General features: G+C 62.5%; 19 protein-coding genes. 6 read left to right on the forward strand and 13 right to left on the reverse strand.

Annotated features, from left to right (window positions below; translation table 11 throughout):
- Positions 1 to 106: 106 nt before the first annotated feature.
- The 6 genes from mobB to moaA form a co-directional block, all read right to left on the reverse strand.
- Positions 107 to 622 (reverse strand): molybdopterin-guanine dinucleotide biosynthesis protein B, encoded by a 516-nt coding sequence (gene mobB, locus YU3_RS0128140; RefSeq protein WP_027169354.1) that lies wholly within the window; start codon positions 620 to 622, stop codon positions 107 to 109.
- On the reverse strand, positions 619 to 1,251 hold the full coding sequence (gene mobA, locus YU3_RS0128145) for a molybdenum cofactor guanylyltransferase MobA (protein ID WP_027169355.1): 633 nt from the start codon (positions 1,249 to 1,251) through the stop codon (positions 619 to 621). The genes mobB and mobA overlap by 4 nt, the downstream gene beginning before the upstream one ends.
- A gap of 5 nt (positions 1,252 to 1,256) precedes the next feature.
- Positions 1,257 to 2,177 (reverse strand): DMT family transporter, encoded by a 921-nt coding sequence (locus tag YU3_RS0128150; RefSeq protein ID WP_027169356.1) that lies wholly within the window; start codon positions 2,175 to 2,177, stop codon positions 1,257 to 1,259.
- Positions 2,178 to 2,303: 126 nt separating this feature from the next.
- Entirely contained in the window at positions 2,304 to 2,660 is a 357-nt protein-coding gene (locus YU3_RS0128155) for a hypothetical protein (protein WP_027169357.1), read from the reverse strand.
- A 112-nt stretch (positions 2,661 to 2,772) separates the two neighbouring features.
- Positions 2,773 to 3,201 (reverse strand): hypothetical protein, encoded by a 429-nt coding sequence (locus tag YU3_RS0128160; RefSeq protein WP_245273685.1) that lies wholly within the window; start codon positions 3,199 to 3,201, stop codon positions 2,773 to 2,775.
- Positions 3,202 to 3,317: 116 nt separating this feature from the next.
- Positions 3,318 to 4,313 carry a GTP 3',8-cyclase MoaA gene (gene moaA / locus YU3_RS0128165; protein ID WP_027169359.1) on the reverse strand — a complete coding sequence of 332 codons (996 nt, stop codon included), beginning with the start codon at positions 4,311 to 4,313 and terminating at the stop codon, positions 3,318 to 3,320.
- 197 nt (positions 4,314 to 4,510) lie between these two features.
- Here moaA and YU3_RS0128170 point away from each other — a divergent pair, with 197 nt between their 5' ends.
- Positions 4,511 to 4,864: a DUF971 domain-containing protein gene (locus YU3_RS0128170; protein WP_027169360.1), complete on the forward strand. Its 354-nt coding sequence runs from the start codon at positions 4,511 to 4,513 to the stop codon at positions 4,862 to 4,864.
- Here the strand turns inward: YU3_RS0128170 and YU3_RS0128175 are convergent.
- A complete protein-coding gene (locus YU3_RS0128175) occupies positions 4,861 to 5,316 on the reverse strand; it encodes a nuclear transport factor 2 family protein (protein WP_027169361.1) in 456 nt (151 codons plus the stop codon). The two genes, YU3_RS0128170 and YU3_RS0128175, sit on opposite strands and share 4 nt — an antisense overlap.
- 147 nt (positions 5,317 to 5,463) lie before the next feature.
- Here YU3_RS0128175 and YU3_RS0128180 point away from each other — a divergent pair, with 147 nt between their 5' ends.
- Complete coding sequence (locus YU3_RS0128180; protein WP_027169362.1) at positions 5,464 to 6,075, forward strand: pyridoxamine 5'-phosphate oxidase family protein; 612 nt, start codon at positions 5,464 to 5,466, stop codon at positions 6,073 to 6,075.
- Positions 6,076 to 6,234: 159 nt separating this feature from the next.
- Here the strand turns inward: YU3_RS0128180 and YU3_RS0128185 are convergent, their stop codons facing one another.
- Positions 6,235 to 6,687, reverse strand: coding sequence for a MarR family transcriptional regulator (locus YU3_RS0128185; protein WP_027169363.1), 453 nt, complete (start codon positions 6,685 to 6,687; stop codon positions 6,235 to 6,237).
- 47 nt (positions 6,688 to 6,734) lie between these two features.
- Here YU3_RS0128185 and YU3_RS0128190 point away from each other — a divergent pair, with 47 nt between their 5' ends.
- On the forward strand, positions 6,735 to 7,643 hold the full coding sequence (locus YU3_RS0128190; RefSeq protein ID WP_027169364.1) for an alpha/beta hydrolase: 909 nt from the start codon (positions 6,735 to 6,737) through the stop codon (positions 7,641 to 7,643).
- On the opposite strand, the gene plsY is transcribed toward YU3_RS0128190, so the two are convergent.
- The 3 genes from plsY to YU3_RS0128205 all read right to left on the reverse strand — a co-directional run bounded on the left by plsY (position 7,640) and on the right by YU3_RS0128205 (position 9,433).
- Positions 7,640 to 8,308: a glycerol-3-phosphate 1-O-acyltransferase PlsY gene (gene plsY, locus YU3_RS0128195; protein WP_027169365.1), complete on the reverse strand. Its 669-nt coding sequence runs from the start codon at positions 8,306 to 8,308 to the stop codon at positions 7,640 to 7,642. The two genes, YU3_RS0128190 and plsY, sit on opposite strands and share 4 nt — an antisense overlap.
- Positions 8,309 to 8,346: 38 nt before the next feature.
- Positions 8,347 to 8,748, reverse strand: coding sequence for a rhodanese-like domain-containing protein (locus tag YU3_RS0128200; RefSeq protein WP_027169366.1), 402 nt, complete (start codon positions 8,746 to 8,748; stop codon positions 8,347 to 8,349).
- A gap of 73 nt (positions 8,749 to 8,821) precedes the next feature.
- On the reverse strand, positions 8,822 to 9,433 hold the full coding sequence (locus YU3_RS0128205) for a TetR/AcrR family transcriptional regulator (protein WP_027169367.1): 612 nt from the start codon (positions 9,431 to 9,433) through the stop codon (positions 8,822 to 8,824).
- A 114-nt stretch (positions 9,434 to 9,547) separates the two neighbouring features.
- On the opposite strand from YU3_RS0128205, the gene YU3_RS0128210 reads away from it, so the two are divergent.
- Both YU3_RS0128210 and YU3_RS0128215 read left to right on the forward strand, forming a co-directional pair.
- Entirely contained in the window at positions 9,548 to 10,294 is a 747-nt protein-coding gene (locus tag YU3_RS0128210; protein WP_027169368.1) for a 3-oxoacyl-ACP reductase family protein, read from the forward strand.
- A gap of 218 nt (positions 10,295 to 10,512) precedes the next feature.
- Positions 10,513 to 12,408: a murein L,D-transpeptidase gene (locus YU3_RS0128215; protein ID WP_027169369.1), complete on the forward strand. Its 1,896-nt coding sequence runs from the start codon at positions 10,513 to 10,515 to the stop codon at positions 12,406 to 12,408.
- A 39-nt stretch (positions 12,409 to 12,447) separates the two neighbouring features.
- On the opposite strand, the gene YU3_RS0128220 is transcribed toward YU3_RS0128215, so the two are convergent.
- A complete protein-coding gene (locus tag YU3_RS0128220; RefSeq protein WP_027169370.1) occupies positions 12,448 to 12,933 on the reverse strand; it encodes a hypothetical protein in 486 nt (161 codons plus the stop codon).
- Between the two features lie 121 nt (positions 12,934 to 13,054).
- Positions 13,055 to 13,312: a PepSY domain-containing protein gene (locus YU3_RS0128225; protein WP_027169371.1), complete on the reverse strand. Its 258-nt coding sequence runs from the start codon at positions 13,310 to 13,312 to the stop codon at positions 13,055 to 13,057.
- A 415-nt stretch (positions 13,313 to 13,727) separates the two neighbouring features.
- Here YU3_RS0128225 and YU3_RS0128230 point away from each other — a divergent pair, with 415 nt between their 5' ends.
- Positions 13,728 to 15,509, forward strand: a complete 1,782-nt coding sequence (locus tag YU3_RS0128230; RefSeq protein ID WP_027169372.1) for an adenylate/guanylate cyclase domain-containing protein — start codon at positions 13,728 to 13,730, stop codon at positions 15,507 to 15,509.
- Position 15,510 lies beyond the last annotated feature (1 nt).

The following is a 15,510-nucleotide window of genomic DNA, read 5'->3' on the forward strand; positions in this document are numbered from 1 at the left end:
TGGGCGGTCGTTTCCTGACCGCCCGCTAGAGCGGATACTCCCACTCTTTGCGAGAAAAAAGCAACCGCAAATCAACGGCAAACGACAATCACGATCTGCCGCAGCGTTAGTTGGTTTGAGCTGCGAGACCTGTGTTGCGCTCGACAAAGTCGGCTATCGATTTCGTGTCGTCGAGGTCAAAGACCGGCAGCTTCTCGCCTTCGACCGGAAAGTCTGCGGCGACCGCGATAATGTTGGGATCGCTGGTCGAAAGCGGCGTCCGGTCCTTGGCTTCGAGACGTCTGGCCTCGATCTTCTTATGCGCTTCGCGCTTGTAGCCTTCGACGAGCACGATATCCGAGGGCGACAGCCGCGCCAGTATATCGTCCAGCGACGGCTCGTCCTCGCTGCGCAACTCGTGCATCAGCGCCCAGCGCCGGCCGGACACGATCGCGACCTCCGTCGCACCCGCCTGCCGGTGGCGAAAGCTGTCGGCGCCCGGCTTGTCGATGTCGAAGTCATGGTGGGCGTGCTTCACCGTCGAGACCGTCCAGCCGCGCGCCACCAGTTCGGCGACCAGCTTTTCCGTCAAAGTCGTCTTGCCGGAATTCTTCCAGCCGGTGATGCCGAACACGCGTCTCATGGCCTGAGGCTTTGCAACAGACTTTTCGCCGCCGCAAGGTCGTCCGGCGTGTTGATGTTGAAGAACGGGTCGATCCTTTGGCCGCCAGCCTCCATCATCGGGAACTCGACCTCAACATAACCCTGGCGCTGCATAAAGTCGGAAACCCGCCGGTTGTCCTCATTGACCAGAAAATGGTGCAAGGCATCGCGAAGGCCAAGCGGCCAGAGCGCGAAGGTTGGATGTCGTCTGCCGTCCGAACTGGCGACCGCAATCGCGCCCGGTTGATCGTGAGCTGCTGCGCTCAGGCGCTCAACGAGGTTATCGGGAAAGAACGGCGTATCGCCGGCCGCGCTTACCAGCGACCGGCGGCCAGTTTGCGTCGCGGCCCATTCAAGACCGGCGAGAATGCCCGCCAGCGGCCCGGCGTGGCCCGGTACCGTGTCTTCGATCACCGGCAGGTCGATGCCGGCAAATCGCGCCGGATCGCCGTTCGCGTTGAGCCCCAGGGTCGCGACGTGCGGCTTCAGGCGCGCGGCGACATGATCGATCAGCCTGACATTGCCCAAGGAAAGCAGCGGCTTGTCGCCGCCGCCCATCCGGCGCGACTGGCCTCCCGCCAGAATTATCCCTGCAACACTTCGCTCCATCGCACTTATATGCCGTCTGGCGCCATATCGGGTCCAGCGCTTTCCGCCGCAGGCTGTCTGCGACCCACGACGCGCTCGCGGTAGAGCGCATAGAGACCGGAGCCGATGATAATAGCGGCGCCGACGATCATCGGCAGGTCGGGGACATCGCCGAAAATGACGAGGCCGAGCAGGATCGACCACAGCAGCGCGGTGTAGCGGAACGGCGCGATGAAGGAGATGTCGCCCGAGCGCATCGCCATGATGATGAACTGATAGCCGATCAGCACCAGCACCGCCGCCAGCGCGAGCAGCGCGGTCGCCCGGCCGCTCATCGGTGTCCAGCCTCCCATCGGCGACAAAAGCAGCGCGCCCAGGACCGTCATGGCAAGCGCGGTCGCCGTCGACACCAGCATGGTCGGGATCGCTTGCGGGATACGCTTGGTGGAGAGGTCGCGCACCGCGCAGCAGGCAACGCTGGTCAATGCCACCAGCGAATAGACGCTGAACCCTTCGAAACCCGGCCGTACGATGATCAGCACGCCGACGAAACCGGCGGCAATAGCGATCCAGCGCCGCCAGCCGACGCCTTCGCCGAACACCAATGCCGCGCCCATCGTGACCGCCAGCGGCAACGCCTGAAGCACGGCCGAGACATTGGCGATCGGCAGTTGCGCAAGGGCTATCAGGAACGACACCGTGGCGCCGGCTTCGCCCGCGACACGCATCGCCACCATCGGCTGCAGCATGGCGGCCGGATTGGCAAGCGCGCCGCGCCGCCAGGCAAGCAGGCCGACGAAGAGAGACGCGAAGGCGCCGCGCACCAGCATGACCTGCGCCATGTTCATCGATTCGGAAGAGAATTTGGTGATCGCGTCGTTCAAGGTGAAGCCGACCATGGCCACGATCATGAACAGCGCGCCGCGCAGATTTGGCGAGAGGGGCAAAAGGCGTTTCCGGATTCTATTTTGGACTGAGCCTGTAGCAGGCAGCCGGGAACCAGCAACGCCAAAGAAATGGGCCACGAATTTCCGCGCGGCCCATGAGATCGATTTTACAAAGGATTCGAAGGCTTACTTCGGCGTCAGCACTTCGGTGCCGTTGCCGTTCTGGCCGGCGATGGTCCACAGCCCGTGCAGCGAGCCATCTTTCTCCATCTTGTAGACGACGAGACCGATTTCCTTGCCCATCGCATAGCCGGCGGAAAAGGCATCGTCGTTACGCATGCAGATGCCGTCCGAGGTCGAGCCGCCGGTTTCCCAGTGGATCGTGCAGGTCGTGTCGCTGGTCAGCGTGATGGTCGCTTCGCCGCTATATTTCGAGCCGTCGAAATTGGTGCCGGCGACGGTGTAGGTGCCGCCGATCGACTGGGCCGCCACCGGTAGCGAGGCAAGCCCAAGCATGGCAAGTGAAAGCATGAATGTGCGCATGGCACTCCCCCTAAGAGCGAAAATCGCACTCGGAGGCTAGGCTGGAAAAGGCTGGCGGTAAATCAGGCGGAAGGTGGCGCGAGCGCTTTATTTTCGATGCAGCCAGGCTGCCTCAAGGGCCGCGCAGGCTCTTGGCGATGGCGCCGGCCAGCGGGTCGTATTTCGTCTTCAGCGCGGCGGGATATTCGATCCAGATGGTGCGGATGACGTCGTCCTTTCCGAAAAGGCGCCGTTCGTAGAAGATCTTGCCGTCCCTGGTGCCGGAAAGCACTGCCCAGTTCTTGCCCGTCATGCCGTAGGTGACCTTGTAGCCCGGCTCGGTGCTTGCTTTCTCTGCGGCGACGAAACCCTGCGGAGTGTCATTGTCGACATTGTAGATGCCGGAACAGGTCAGGCTGGCGCCGTCGGCGCTAAGCCATTGCTGTCCGTCGCCATTTTCCGGCTCGGGCATCGGGTTGTTGAAAATCTCGTCAGGGAAGGTGCACGACTGGCCAAAGCGGGCGTTCACGTAAGTGAACGGCTTGGCAATTGCGGCTGTCATGGCGATCACCGACAAGGAGAAAGCGATCGCCAACGACGCAGCGATAGAGCGAAGACGTAGCATCGTGCCCCCTGGATTTTGACCAGAGGCGATCATGCATCAACACAGAGAAAAAATCAGCCGCCGGTGACGCTCATATGACGCGATACCGCGGGGCGGCTGGTGCGGCGGTCGATGATGAAATCATGGCCCTTGGGCTTGCGGCCGATCGCCTCGTCGATCGCCTCGCCGACCAGTTCGTTGCCTTCGGACGCACGCAACGGCGCCCGGAGATCGGCCGCGTCCTCCTGGCCAAGGCACATATAGAGCGTGCCGGTGCAGGTCAGCCGGACACGATTGCAGCTTTCGCAGAAATTATGCGTCATCGGCGTGATGAAGCCGAGCCGGCCGCCGGTCTCCGCGACGTGGACATAGCGGGCAGGGCCGCCGGTCTTGTAGGGGATGTCGGAAAGCGTGAACTGGCGCTCCAGGGAGGCACGCAGCAGCGACAGCGGCAAATACTGGTCGGTGCGGTCGGCGTCGATCTCGCCCATCGGCATCGTCTCGATGAGGGTGAGGTCCATGCCGCGGCCATGCGCCCAGCGCATCAGCTCAGGGATTTCGGCATCGTTGAAGTCGCGCAGCGCAACCGCATTGAGCTTGATCTTCAGCCCGGCCTTCTGCGCGGCATCGATGCCTTCCATGACCTTGCCGAGGTTGCCCCAGCGCGTGATCTGGTGGAATTTGTCGGCATCGAGCGTGTCGAGCGAGACATTGATGCGCCTGACGCCGCAGTCGGCGAGCTCTGAGGCGAAGCGTGAGAGCTGCGAGCCGTTGGTGGTCAGCGTCAGCTCTTCCAGCGCGCCGCTCTCGAGGTGCCGCGACAGCTGGCGCATCAAATGCATGATGTTCTTGCGCACCAGCGGCTCGCCGCCGGTCAGCCGCAGTTTCTTCACGCCTTTGTCGATGAAAACGGTGCAGAGCCGATCAAGCTCCTCGAGCGATAGCAGATCCTTCTTGGGCAGGAAGGTCATGTCCTCGGCCATGCAATAGGTACAGCGGAAATCGCAGCGGTCGGTGACCGACACGCGCAGGTAGCTGATCGTGCGACCGAAGGGGTCGATCATGTCCATTTGCAAAGCGTTTCCCGTAGCCTGAACGACGTCGTTATATATGGCTATGTGATACGATCCAACCGCGCATTCAAGATAGAAGGTCTTGATCTTTGGTAACATTCCCCGACCGACATTCAATGTCGGCTGCTTCGCATGGCCTTTCCGCATCGCGCGAAGCGGCGTAGGGAAGGGCGCCATCTCACGCAGGACCAGCCATGACCGCGCCAAAGGAACTCAGGGTCTCGAAGGACCGCAAACTGCTGACCGTGACCTTTCCAGGTCACCAGCCATTCGAACTGCCGGCCGAGTTTTTGCGTGTGGCCTCGCCATCGGCCGAGGTGCAGGGCCATTCGCCGGAGCAGCGGGTGACGGTACCCGGCAAGCGCAATGTTGCGATCCTCAAGATCGAGCCGGTCGGCAACTACGCGGTGCGCATCACCTTCGACGATCTCCACGATACCGGCATCTTCACCTGGAATTACCTGCATACGCTCGGCCACGAAAAAGACGAGCGCTGGAACGCCTATCTCGCGGAACTCCAGGAGAAGGGGCTGAGCCGCGACCGTTAAGCCGTCCTGCTCGCAGGTGTCGGCTTAGCCAGAGCCGTCAGGATCTCGCTGGTGTCGTAGTAGAAGGGTGTGCCATCAAACAATCGGCCATCTTTAAAGCGCAGCACTTCAGTAAAAGGCTGCTTGATTGTCATGCCGTTGGCTCGTGACGTCAGCGAAAGCGTGCAGCTCATGAAGACGATGTCATTGTTTTGCGCCGCCTCAAGGTTCTCTACCGCCACATTGCTCCAGCTTTCCTGCATCTTGCGGAAAAGGGCTGCGATGCCTTCAAGACCGCTCCAGTCCCCGGCATAGGGGAGTGATTGTGGCTCATGCACGATGACGTCCCGGTGGAAGGCGCCGGTCAGCATGTCGACGTTGCCCGATCTCGATTGCAGGAAGCGCATTTCGGCATCGAACATGTTTTCGAGAAGTTCCATGGCGGTGCTTCGCGGTTCAAGTGCTTTGTCCATTTCGATCTCCGTGTCCGTTTTGTACGGTCACCACAGTCTGCCCCTGAAATCGTTGCATCGACACCCGTTTCCTGATTGTCAGGCTGTGCGCGTCGCGAGGACGTCATAGAGTTGGGGTAACGCCGGCAAAGGTTCGGAGACGGGAAGATGACTGAGATCACATCGGTTGAACAACTCGAAGCGCTGTACGGCCTGCCCGGCGAAGCGTCGACGGTCAAGGAACTCGACCATATCATCCCCGAATATGCCGCCTTCATCGAGGCCTCGCCCTTTGTCGCCCTGGCGACGAGCGGACCGGAAGGTCTCGACTGCTCGCCGCGCGGCGATCTTGCCGGCTTCGTGCGCCTCGTCGATGAGAAAACGCTGATGATGCCGGACCGGCGCGGCAACAACCGCGCCGATTCGCTGAAGAACATCATCCGCGATCCGCGCGTCGGGCTGCTCTTTCTTGTGCCTGGCTCGGGCACCACGCTGCGCGTCAACGGCCGCGCCCGCATCACAACTGATGCCGAGCTTTGCGCCTCCTTCATGGTCGACGGCAAGCCGGCGCGCTCGGTCACCGTTGTCGATGTCGACACCGTCTATTTCCAATGCGCCCGCGCCATCATCCGCTCCGATCTCTGGAACCCGGCGAGGCATGTCGACCCAAAGTCGCTGCCAACGCCCGGCCAGATCCTCGAGGTCACCAGCCGCAGGAACATCGACGCCGAGACCTATGACAAGGAATGGCCGGAAAGAGCAAAGAAGACGATGTGGTAGGCGTATTGATATTCAGCTGAGGCCGGCCTGCAAACGATGGTTTCCTGCGCTTCCGGTGCTCACGTACTTTAAGTACGCTCCGCTCCGGTTCTCGGAAACCATCGTTTTCGACTCGGCCTGACCTGAATCTCAATACGCCTTGCGACGCGGGTTCCCGCCTCAGGCTTCCTTCAGGACATCGGCGATCTTGCGCATCTGCTCGCCGATCATGTCGCACTGTTCCGGCGTCGATTGGCTCATGGCCTTCTCGATCAGCGCCATGTGAACCTTCAGCGCCTTCATCAGCAGAGCCTCGCCCGCCTCGGTGAGGTTCAGCCGCAGCACGCGCTTGTCCTTCTCGTCGCCCTCGCGGCGCAGCAGGCCGCGCGCCTCGAGCTGCGGCAACAGCATCGTGATGTTGGAGCGGCCGACCAGGAGCTTGCGGGCGAGGTCGTGCTGCGACATGCCGGGATGCCGGTAGAGGTTCATCAGCACGTCGAGCTGCGCCGGCTTGAGGTCGAGCGGGGCAAGCTTCACCGCCAGCGTGCGCTCCAGCACATGGCAGGCGCGCGCCACCGCAACCCAGTTGCGGAAGCGCGGGTTGTCCCAGGGCAGCTCTTGTTTAATGTTCATGTTTGAACTATTATGTTCATGCTTGAACGAATGGATGGACTGCCAATATGGCATCATTTGGAATGAAGGTCATCCGGGGCGTTTTTGGCGCGGCTGAGCATGTTGCGCCGCGCCTCAGCGGCCGCGCCGCCTTCGAATTGTTTTGCCGCACGCCGAGCGCCAAGGCCTTGAGCGATGGCGAACGCCGTGCCGTCGAACGTGCCTCAGCCTTCATGGCCGAGGCACGCCATCATCGGCTCAAGACGAAGAGAGATTGCGTCGCGGTGCATGAGTTCCGGCCGGAGCCGGGCAGGGAGTTGCGTGGCACGGTGCTCGTCATCCACGGCTGGCGCTCGCGCACCGAATATATGCGCACCCTGATCGAAGGTTTTCGTGGCGCCGGCTACAAGGTCGTCTCGCTCGACCTGCCCGGGCATGGCCATTCGCTCGGCCGCCATCTCAACATGGTGAATGCCGTGGACGCGGCGCGCGTTGCCGGCGAATGGTTCGGTCCGTTTGCTGCCGTCGTCGGCCATTCCTTCGGCGGTGCGATTGCCGCCAATGCCGTCGCGGCATCGGTCAAGGGCATGCCGCCGCTGGCGGCGCAAAAGCTGGTGCTGATCGCAGCGCCGAGCTCGCTGCCGGCAATCTTCGACGACTTCAGTCGCATGATGAATGTCGGGCCGCGCTCCCGCGTCGCCATGGCGGATCGGGTGAAGCAATTGTCGGGCCGGCCGCTCAGCGAATTTACCGGCGATCGCCAGCTTGCGGCAGCGCCCGTGCCGACGCTGATCATCCATGCGCCGGACGATCGCGAGGTTCACGCCGACCATGCGAAGCGCTATGCGGGCGCTGGCGAGCATGTCCACCTGCACTGGGCCGATGGGCTTGGGCACCGCCGTATCCTCGCCGATAGAGATGTCGTTGCGCGCGCGGTCAGTTTCGTGACCGGGCAGCGAGAATCGATCCTGCACTAGGTGCTACCTAGGCTGCGGCCAAGGCGCGGCTCTGTCCCGACCAGCAGTCGCTGGATGTTGGCGCGATGGCGCACAATCACGTAGAGGCTGCCGGCGATCACCAGCAACCGATAGGGCAGCGGTTGCTCCAGCCCGCAGACAAGCGCGACCGCCGTCAGCGCCGCCAGCATCGAACTCAAGGAAACCATCCGGAAAAGAGCGAGCGTGACGACAAATGCCGTCGCGGCCCCCAACCCTACCGGCCATGACATCGCCAGCAGCACACCCAGGCCCGTCGCTGCGGATTTTCCGCCTGTAAAATTCAGCCAGATCGACCGGCCATGCCCCAGCAAGACGGCAAGTCCCGCAAGGCAAACGGCCCAAGGCACCAAGGTTTGCAGGTCAGGCGCCGTCGGCGTTGCGGCGGACGATAGCGTGCAGCACCAGGGATAAAACCAGCGGGCAAAGACGATCGCAGCCACGCCTTTCAGCACATCGACCACCAGCACCGCCAGCGCGGGCCATTTGCCCAAGGTTCTGAGCACGTTCGTAGCGCCGGTGGATTTGGAGCCGTGCTCCCTTATGTCGATGCCCTTGAGCAGTTTGCCGGCCAGATAGCCGGTGGGCGTGGAGCCGAGGAGGTACGCGATCGCCAATCCAACCGCACTCGCTATCCAGAAAACCATTGACGTCGATCGATTCCAGACGTTGGGGAAAACCGGGATCAGTCGGCCCTTTTCTTCTGCCCCGGCTCGACGGGCAGGCCGGCCGCCTTCCAGGCGGTGTAGCCGCCGAGGATGTGCTTGACCGGCGTCAGGCCCATGTCCTGCGCCGTCTTGGTGGCGAGCGCCGAGCGCCAGCCGCCGGCGCAAAAGAAGACGAAGGTCTTGCCCGAGGCGAAGAACGGCTTGTGGTAGGGGCTTTCGGGACCGATCCAGAATTCCAGCATGCCGCGCGTCACGTGCCTGGCGCCGGGGATCTTGCCGTCACGCTCGACCTCTCGAGGATCGCGCAGGTCCACGAAGATCGTGTCGTCGTGCTCCAGCAGCCCGGCTGCCTCCTCCGGTGACACGACCTCGATCTCGGCATTCGCCTCGTCGAGAAGCTGGCGATAACCTTTCTTCACGGCAAATCCTCCCGGCCACGGTTGTTGCGGCCGCCGAAATTTCGATCACAAAGCCTTGCGTTTGTCACGGGGGTCAGGCGCGGACGCCGGCCATCGTCGCCCAGGCCGCCATGGCGCCTGCAGCGGTCGCCATCAGGGCGGCATATGTTGCGCCGTCACGCGCCTGGATCGACATGCCATGCTGGACGGTGGCGAAAAAAGTGGCCGCGGTCCGGCAGTCGAAATCCGCGGGCAATTCGCCTTCGGCCACGGCGCGCTCCAAACGCCTTTCGAGCGCTGCCTGATTTTCGGCGCGGCGGCGGCGCAGATCCTGGCAGATCAGCCCCTGGGTCGAGTCCTGGTGCAGGGCTCCAAGGGCAATGAGACAGCCTTGCGGCCGGTCGGCTTGCGAATAGGCCTTGGCCGTCTGGGTCAAAAATCCTTCGATCGCAAGCTCCGCGGTCGGGGCTTCTTCCAGCGTCGACCAGATATCGGTGCCCTCGCTGCGCGTGTAGAGATCGGTCGCTTCAAGGAACAGCGCCTCCTTGCTGCCGAAGGCGGCGTAGAGGCTGGGCGAATTGATGCCCATGGCCGCGGTCAGGTCGCTGAGCGACGCGCCTTCATAACCCTTGGCCCAGAAAACCTCCATTGCCCGATGCAGGGCGGACGCTCGATCAAAGCTTCGCGGGCGGCCTCTCTCCGACATGGTATCCTTCAGTTGGGCATCCTTTCTGTGTTGATCGATACATAATTCACTTGACGGCATCCGGCAAGCTTGGCAGGGATTTGTGTATCGATCGTTACATAAAGGAGAAAACCGATGTCTTCCAAGCAATTGCACGGCAAGGCCGCATTCGTGACCGGCGGCAGCCGCGGTATCGGCGCGGCTGTCGCGAAAAGACTGGCGCGTGACGGCGCGAGCGTCGCCCTGACCTATGTGAATGGCGAGGCGCAGGCGCGCATCGTCGTCGATGAGATCGAGGCGGCCGGCGGGCGTGCCGTCGCCATCAAGGCCGACGGTCGCGATGCCCAGGCGATCGAGAGCGCCGTCGACCGGGCGATGTATGCTTTCGGACGGCTCGACATCCTGGTCAACAGCGCCGGCATCTGGCGCGCGGCGCTGATCGATGCCTTGTCGCTCGCCGATTTCGACGAGAGCATGGAGGTCAATCTGCGAGCGCCTTTCGTCGCTTCGAAGGCCGCGGCCCGGCATATGGCGGATGGCGGCAGGATCATCTCGATCGGCAGCAACCTGGCTGAGCGCGTGACGGATACGGGTCTCAGCGCCTATTCGACCAGCAAGGCGGCGCTGATCGGATTGACGAAAGCCCTGGCGCGCGATCTCGGCCCGCGCGGCATCACCGCCAACATCGTCCATCCGGGTTCCACCGACACCGACATGAACCCGGCCAACGGGCCGCATGCCGAGCACCAGCGCCGCAAGATGGCGACACCGCGCTTCGGCGAGGCCGAGGAGATTGCGGGGATGGTAGCCTGGCTGGCAAGCCCTGAAGGCCGCTTCGTCGCGGGAGCCTCGTTGACGATAGACGGCGGCGCCAATGCCTGATTGTTTTTCAACGCTGGCGAGCGCGTGAGGCCCGGAGCAATCGCTGCCTCGGGTCTCACAATGATGTGAAACTGTTCTGCAACACGGCTTCGAAAATTTATGGAAGCTTAACGAAATCGGTATGAATCGGTATAGTCACGTCATACATCCGCCATGCGGAAGGCGGGACCGTCCAGCGGCGCGGAACGGGAACCGGTCACAACCGGTGCGGGTGAAGCATGAAAATCCTCGGGAACAAAAAGGCTGTCATGCCTATTGCGATCGCGGCCACGCTTGCCTTCGGGCAGCAGCCGGCAAGCGCGCAGGGGCTGTTCGACATGCTGTTCGGAGGCGGCGTCCGGCACAACCCGCAAGGCGAATTTCCGCCACCGCCGAAGCCACGCAAGATACGGCCAGACGCGCTGGCTGGAGAGGGTGGTGGCAGCGTCAGGATCAGCAGCCCGACCTACAACACCTACCGGGCCGACAAGCTTGTTCGTGTCGACTTCAAGTCGCTGCTGCCGGCGCCTCAACCCGTCGCGGCCGCGGCGCAGGACGCGGCCTATGTGCCGTCCGTAACCGGCAATGGCGCTTTTCGCGACGCACTGGCCGGCCTCACCGATTACGAACTCTTTGCCGAGCCTGACATCGCCAAGGCGCTGATCGCCTACTATTCGGCCAATCCGGATTTCATATGGGTGAGCGACAACGCGCCCAACAGCAGGGCGCAGGATGCGGTGCGGGTGCTGGGCGAGGCGGCAAGCTACGGGCTGACACCGGCCGACTACAACGTCGATGTCCCGGCGGCTGCGGCCACCGTCACCCCGCAAGAGCGCACCAAGGAATTGGTCCGCTTCGAAATGGCGCTGTCGGCACGCGTGCTGCGCTACGCGCAGGATGCGCAAAGCGGCCGCGTCGAGCCCAACCGCATGACCGCCTATTACGATTTTCCGGCCAAGCCGTTCGACCTGGAAGGCGCGCTGAAAACGCTGGCTCATACCCAGGAAGTGCGTACTTATCTCGAATCGCGGCATCCGCAGAATCCCGAGTACCAGGCGCTGCGCGTCGAGTTGGAAGCGCTCGAGGCGAGCGAGGAAAACGAGATCGTCGTCGATCCGAAGCTGCTGCTGAAACCCGGCGAAAGCAGCCCTGAATTGCCGAAGCTGTTGACGCTTATCTCCCGCAATCTCGATGACGAGATGGGTGGCAACTATGGCGAAGTGCTCGCCAGGCTAGGCAAGAGCGAGCTCTACGATCCCGAACTGGTGCCGGTGATCAAGGCAGTGCAGCAACGGGAAGGCATGAAGGGCGACGGCGTCATCGGCCCGCGGACGGTGGCTTTACTGGCCGGTACGTCGAAGGCCGACAAGATCGAGAAGGTCAAGGTCGCGCTGGAGGAGTTGCGCTGGATGCCGTCGGATCTCGGCAGTCCGCGCGTCTTCATCAACCAGCCGGCCTTTACCGCCAGCTATATCGACGATGGCGAGGAGAAGCTGAAGACCCGTGCGGTCATCGGCCGGGTCGCCAACCAGACCGCCTTTTTCTACAACCAGATCAAGCAGGTCGATTTCCATCCTTATTGGGGCGTGCCGCAGTCGATCATCGTCAACGAGATGCTGCCGAGGCTGCGCGGCGATCCAGGCTATCTTGACCGCGCCGGCTACGAGGTGACGGATGCGCGCGGCAAGCGCATCCCGTCCTCGGCGGTCAATTGGGGCGCCTATGGCGCCAACATCCCGTTCAGCGTGCGCCAGCAGCCGAGCGAGGCCAATGCGCTGGGCGAGTTGAAGATACTCTTCCCCAACAAGCACGCCATCTACATGCATGACACGCCGCAGAAATCGTTCTTCGCGCGCGACATGCGCGCGCTCAGCCATGGCTGCGTCCGGCTGCAGGATCCGCGCGGCATGGCCGCCGCGGTGCTCGGCACCTCGGTCGACGATATCGCCGAGAAGCTGAAGCACGGGCATTCGACCGAGAACGTCACGCGCGTCATCCCGGTCTATGTCGCCTATTTCACCGCCTGGCCGGACATGTCCGGCAAGGTCGAGTATTTCGACGACGTCTATGACCGCGATTCCAAGCTGATGCAGGCGCTCGACGCGACTGAAGCGGTGCGCACCCCATCAAGCTGAAGGCTGTTGTTTTGACGCAATTCCGGACGGAAAACCGCTTTACACTTTTCCTGGAATTGCTTTGATGAGCGGCTGGCGGAAGCCGGCGTCGCGCCCGGCGATCAGCCAATAGACCAGGCCGGCCACGAGGCCGGCGCCGGCGATGATGCCCGTGTCGGCCCAGCGTTCCGGATCGTCGGCGGCGTCGGGCCAGATCAGCATGAAACCGGCAGCCGCCGCGGCAGAGCCGAACAGCATGTGCAGCCAAAAGCTTCGCAGCGAAAAGAACTCTGCGATCAGGGCGAAGACCAGCGTCTGCATCCCTGTCAAGATGATCGTCAGGAAGTAGACGAACATGCCGAGCGGCGGCACCGCAAGCACGGCGATGGGCGTGATTGCCATGAGATCGAAGTAACCCGGCGCATTGGGCAGCGCGCTCAATATCGCGTAGATCACCGCCACTGCGATCAACCCTACAAGCACCGCGACCAGATAGCCGACAAGCACCATGAGGATACGCTTCAGGACGTAGCCAATCATTGCCATGCACCCCCCGTGCCCGCAATCATGGCGGGCAGTCAGCCACCAAAGTTGTAACGATGCAAGGGGGCCGAGGCGTAGAGGTGCGCCCCTGGGCTTTGCAGGCCGTCGTCGGGCCGCGCGCGGCCTATTTGGGCTCGCCGGTCACAGGGTCGTAGGTGATTTCTACCTTGGCCTTGTCCGTCGTGTAGTAGGTGACGGTATAACCGTCGCTATCCCAATCGACCTCCTTCACATAGCGGAAGTCCTTGCGCTGCTCGACCTTGGCGATGATCTCCGAGAGTTTCTTGGCGTTTTGCGGCGGCAGTGGCTGGTCGTCTGCCGCGAAGGCCGCTCCGCCGGCAAGGAAGACCACGATACCGGTTGCCAGAAGAACAGTGCGCATGAGAGCCCCTCAAATCTCGTAGGCATGGACGCGGTGAGAAACTCGTATGCGGGCGGATTGGTTCCGCAGCGTAAAAAAACGCCTCTCAATGCGCCCACCCCGTTGCGGCCGAACTTCGCCAGGCAGCAAGAAATTCAGTGTTTCCGAGAACGAAAGAGTATGTGATTTCAAAGGGTAGAAGCGTGATGCGAATGTGTCCCTCGATGTAACGAATGACTAACCATGCGCCGGACGCCGAGTTCGTCATATTAGCTGTTCGTGGTAGAGCTTTCAGCAAGACCCTGATAGAATTCCGGACATAACAGGGTGGCAACGGTGCGCCGGGCCTGCCGAGGATTTCCGTCGGCAGACGGCGACGCGTTTTTTTGAGCGCAGGTCGCCCGTTCAGGAGTGCAGCGGGACTGGGGGCTCAATCATGGCTGAACGGAATTATACCCGTCAGCTTGCGACAATCATTTCAATCGACGCAGTTGGATTCTCTCGGTTGATGGGTATCGACGACGAGTTGGCTGTCGCTGCCTTCGAGGAGAGGCGCGACATCATCGCCAGCAGTTGCGGCGCATTTGGCGGGCGCACCTTCGGCGATGCCGGCGACAGCATCATGGCCGAATTCGGCAATCCGATCGAAGCCTTGCGGGCGGCCTTCGATTTCCAGGCCCGGATCGTGGCGCTGAATGCCTCGGTCGCCGAAAATATGCGCATGCCGTTTCGTGCCGGGATCAACACCGGCGATGTCATTGTCCGTGAAGGCCGTCTCTACGGCGACGACGTCAATATCGCCGCCCGGCTTCAGGAGTTCGCACCGCATGACGGCGTCGCCATCTCGGCGACGACATGGCACCACGTGAAGGACAAGACGGCGGCGGTCTTCACCGATCTCGGCGAGTTCAGCCTGAAGAACATCGCCCTGCCGGTGCAGGTCCTGATCGCCGGCCGCGGCGGCAACGGGCCCGCCGGGGCGGCTTCCTTCGCTTCTATCCCCGCCGCGCCCGGCCACCACAGGCCGGCCCCAAAGGGTCCCCCGGCAATCGCAGTGCTGCCGTTCCAGAGCAATGGCAGCGAACCCGACGTCGGCTATATGGCGGACGGTATTGCCGAGGACATCATCTACGGTCTTTCCAACACGCGCTGGCTTTCGGTCATCGCCAAGGGGTCCAGCTTCCAGTTTCGCGACGACAGCCTGGGCACAAGGCTCATCGGCAACGCGCTTGGCGCGCGCTATATCGTCAGCGGCACGTTGGCGCGCTCCGACAGGCAGATCCGTCTCAACACGTCGCTCACCGACACGTCGAACGGACGCCTGGTCTGGTCGCAGCGCTTCGACCGCGACCTCGTCGACATCTTCAGCCTGCGCGACCAGATCGGCAGCGAGATCGTTTCCATCCTCGACAAGGAGGTCGACCGCGCTGAGCAGGCGCGTACGTTCCAGGTGCCGTGGGAAAGCCTGGAGACCTGGCAACTGGTCCGACGCGGCCGCTGGCACATGAACAGGCGCACGCGCCGCGACACCGAAATCGCCCTCGATTTCTTCGACAAGGGCTACCGCGACGATCCGAATTCGAGCGCCGTGCTGAACGAGCTCGCCTGGTGGTACTTCTGGCGGGCCTGGCTGCGTTTCGGCGACAGCGACGACCTGGAGAAAGTCGAGACGCTTGCGCGCAAGGCGCTTCTGATGGACAGCCTCGATGCGCGCCCGCACGCCTATCTCGGTGCGGCCGACATCATGCGCGGCCTTCCGGCATTGGCGGCCGAGCACCTCGCCGAGGCCATCCACATCAATCCGAGCTTCGCCTTCGCTCGCTCGGCCATGGGCAGCGCGCATCTGCTGCTCGGCGACGCGACCGGCGCGATACCGTTCTTCCTCGATACCGATCGGTTGAGCCCGTTCGACCTCTACCGCTTCCACAATCTGGGGGAACTGGCGGCGGCCTATTGCTTTGTCGAGGACTGGCCGGCCGCGATTGCCACCGCCGAGCGTTCGCTCAACCTGTCGCCAGGTTACTTTTACGCCAGGTTCCTGAAGATCGGCGCCCTGATGAGAAGCGGCAGGCGCGACGAGGCGGCGCGGGAACTCGCCATTTTCATGACCAGGCATCCCGACTTTTCCGAACAGAGGATACGCTGGATACCGTTCGTCGACCCGGCCAAGAACAATTTTCTGATCGCCAATTTCGATCTGGCCAAGTCAGCCGCATGAT

It is taken from the genome of Mesorhizobium sp. WSM3224, from assembly GCF_000427725.1.
Taxonomy (GTDB): Bacteria; Pseudomonadota; Alphaproteobacteria; order Rhizobiales; family Rhizobiaceae; genus Mesorhizobium.

Coding starts and splice junctions, on each gene's coding strand:
- YU3_RS0128225 (WP_027169371.1), bottom strand. CDS start 13,312: ATGCGCACTGTTCTTCTGGCAACCGGTATCGTGGTCTTCCTTGCCGGC.
- YU3_RS0128230 (WP_027169372.1), top strand. CDS start 13,728: ATGGCTGAACGGAATTATACCCGTCAGCTTGCGACAATCATTTCAATC.
- YU3_RS0128170 (WP_027169360.1), top strand. CDS start 4,511: ATGACCGCGCCAAAGGAACTCAGGGTCTCGAAGGACCGCAAACTGCTG.
- YU3_RS0128210 (WP_027169368.1), top strand. CDS start 9,548: ATGTCTTCCAAGCAATTGCACGGCAAGGCCGCATTCGTGACCGGCGGC.
- YU3_RS0128160 (WP_245273685.1), bottom strand. CDS start 3,201: ATGACAGCCGCAATTGCCAAGCCGTTCACTTACGTGAACGCCCGCTTT.
- YU3_RS0128175 (WP_027169361.1), bottom strand. CDS start 5,316: ATGGACAAAGCACTTGAACCGCGAAGCACCGCCATGGAACTTCTCGAA.
- mobA (WP_027169355.1), bottom strand. CDS start 1,251: ATGGAGCGAAGTGTTGCAGGGATAATTCTGGCGGGAGGCCAGTCGCGC.
- moaA (WP_027169359.1), bottom strand. CDS start 4,313: ATGGACATGATCGACCCCTTCGGTCGCACGATCAGCTACCTGCGCGTG.
- YU3_RS0128220 (WP_027169370.1), bottom strand. CDS start 12,933: ATGGCAATGATTGGCTACGTCCTGAAGCGTATCCTCATGGTGCTTGTC.
- YU3_RS0128180 (WP_027169362.1), top strand. CDS start 5,464: ATGACTGAGATCACATCGGTTGAACAACTCGAAGCGCTGTACGGCCTG.
- mobB (WP_027169354.1), bottom strand. CDS start 622: ATGAGACGCGTGTTCGGCATCACCGGCTGGAAGAATTCCGGCAAGACG.
- YU3_RS0128155 (WP_027169357.1), bottom strand. CDS start 2,660: ATGCGCACATTCATGCTTTCACTTGCCATGCTTGGGCTTGCCTCGCTA.
- YU3_RS0128190 (WP_027169364.1), top strand. CDS start 6,735: ATGGCATCATTTGGAATGAAGGTCATCCGGGGCGTTTTTGGCGCGGCT.
- YU3_RS0128185 (WP_027169363.1), bottom strand. CDS start 6,687: ATGAACATTAAACAAGAGCTGCCCTGGGACAACCCGCGCTTCCGCAAC.
- YU3_RS0128215 (WP_027169369.1), top strand. CDS start 10,513: ATGAAAATCCTCGGGAACAAAAAGGCTGTCATGCCTATTGCGATCGCG.
- YU3_RS0128205 (WP_027169367.1), bottom strand. CDS start 9,433: ATGTCGGAGAGAGGCCGCCCGCGAAGCTTTGATCGAGCGTCCGCCCTG.
- plsY (WP_027169365.1), bottom strand. CDS start 8,308: ATGGTTTTCTGGATAGCGAGTGCGGTTGGATTGGCGATCGCGTACCTC.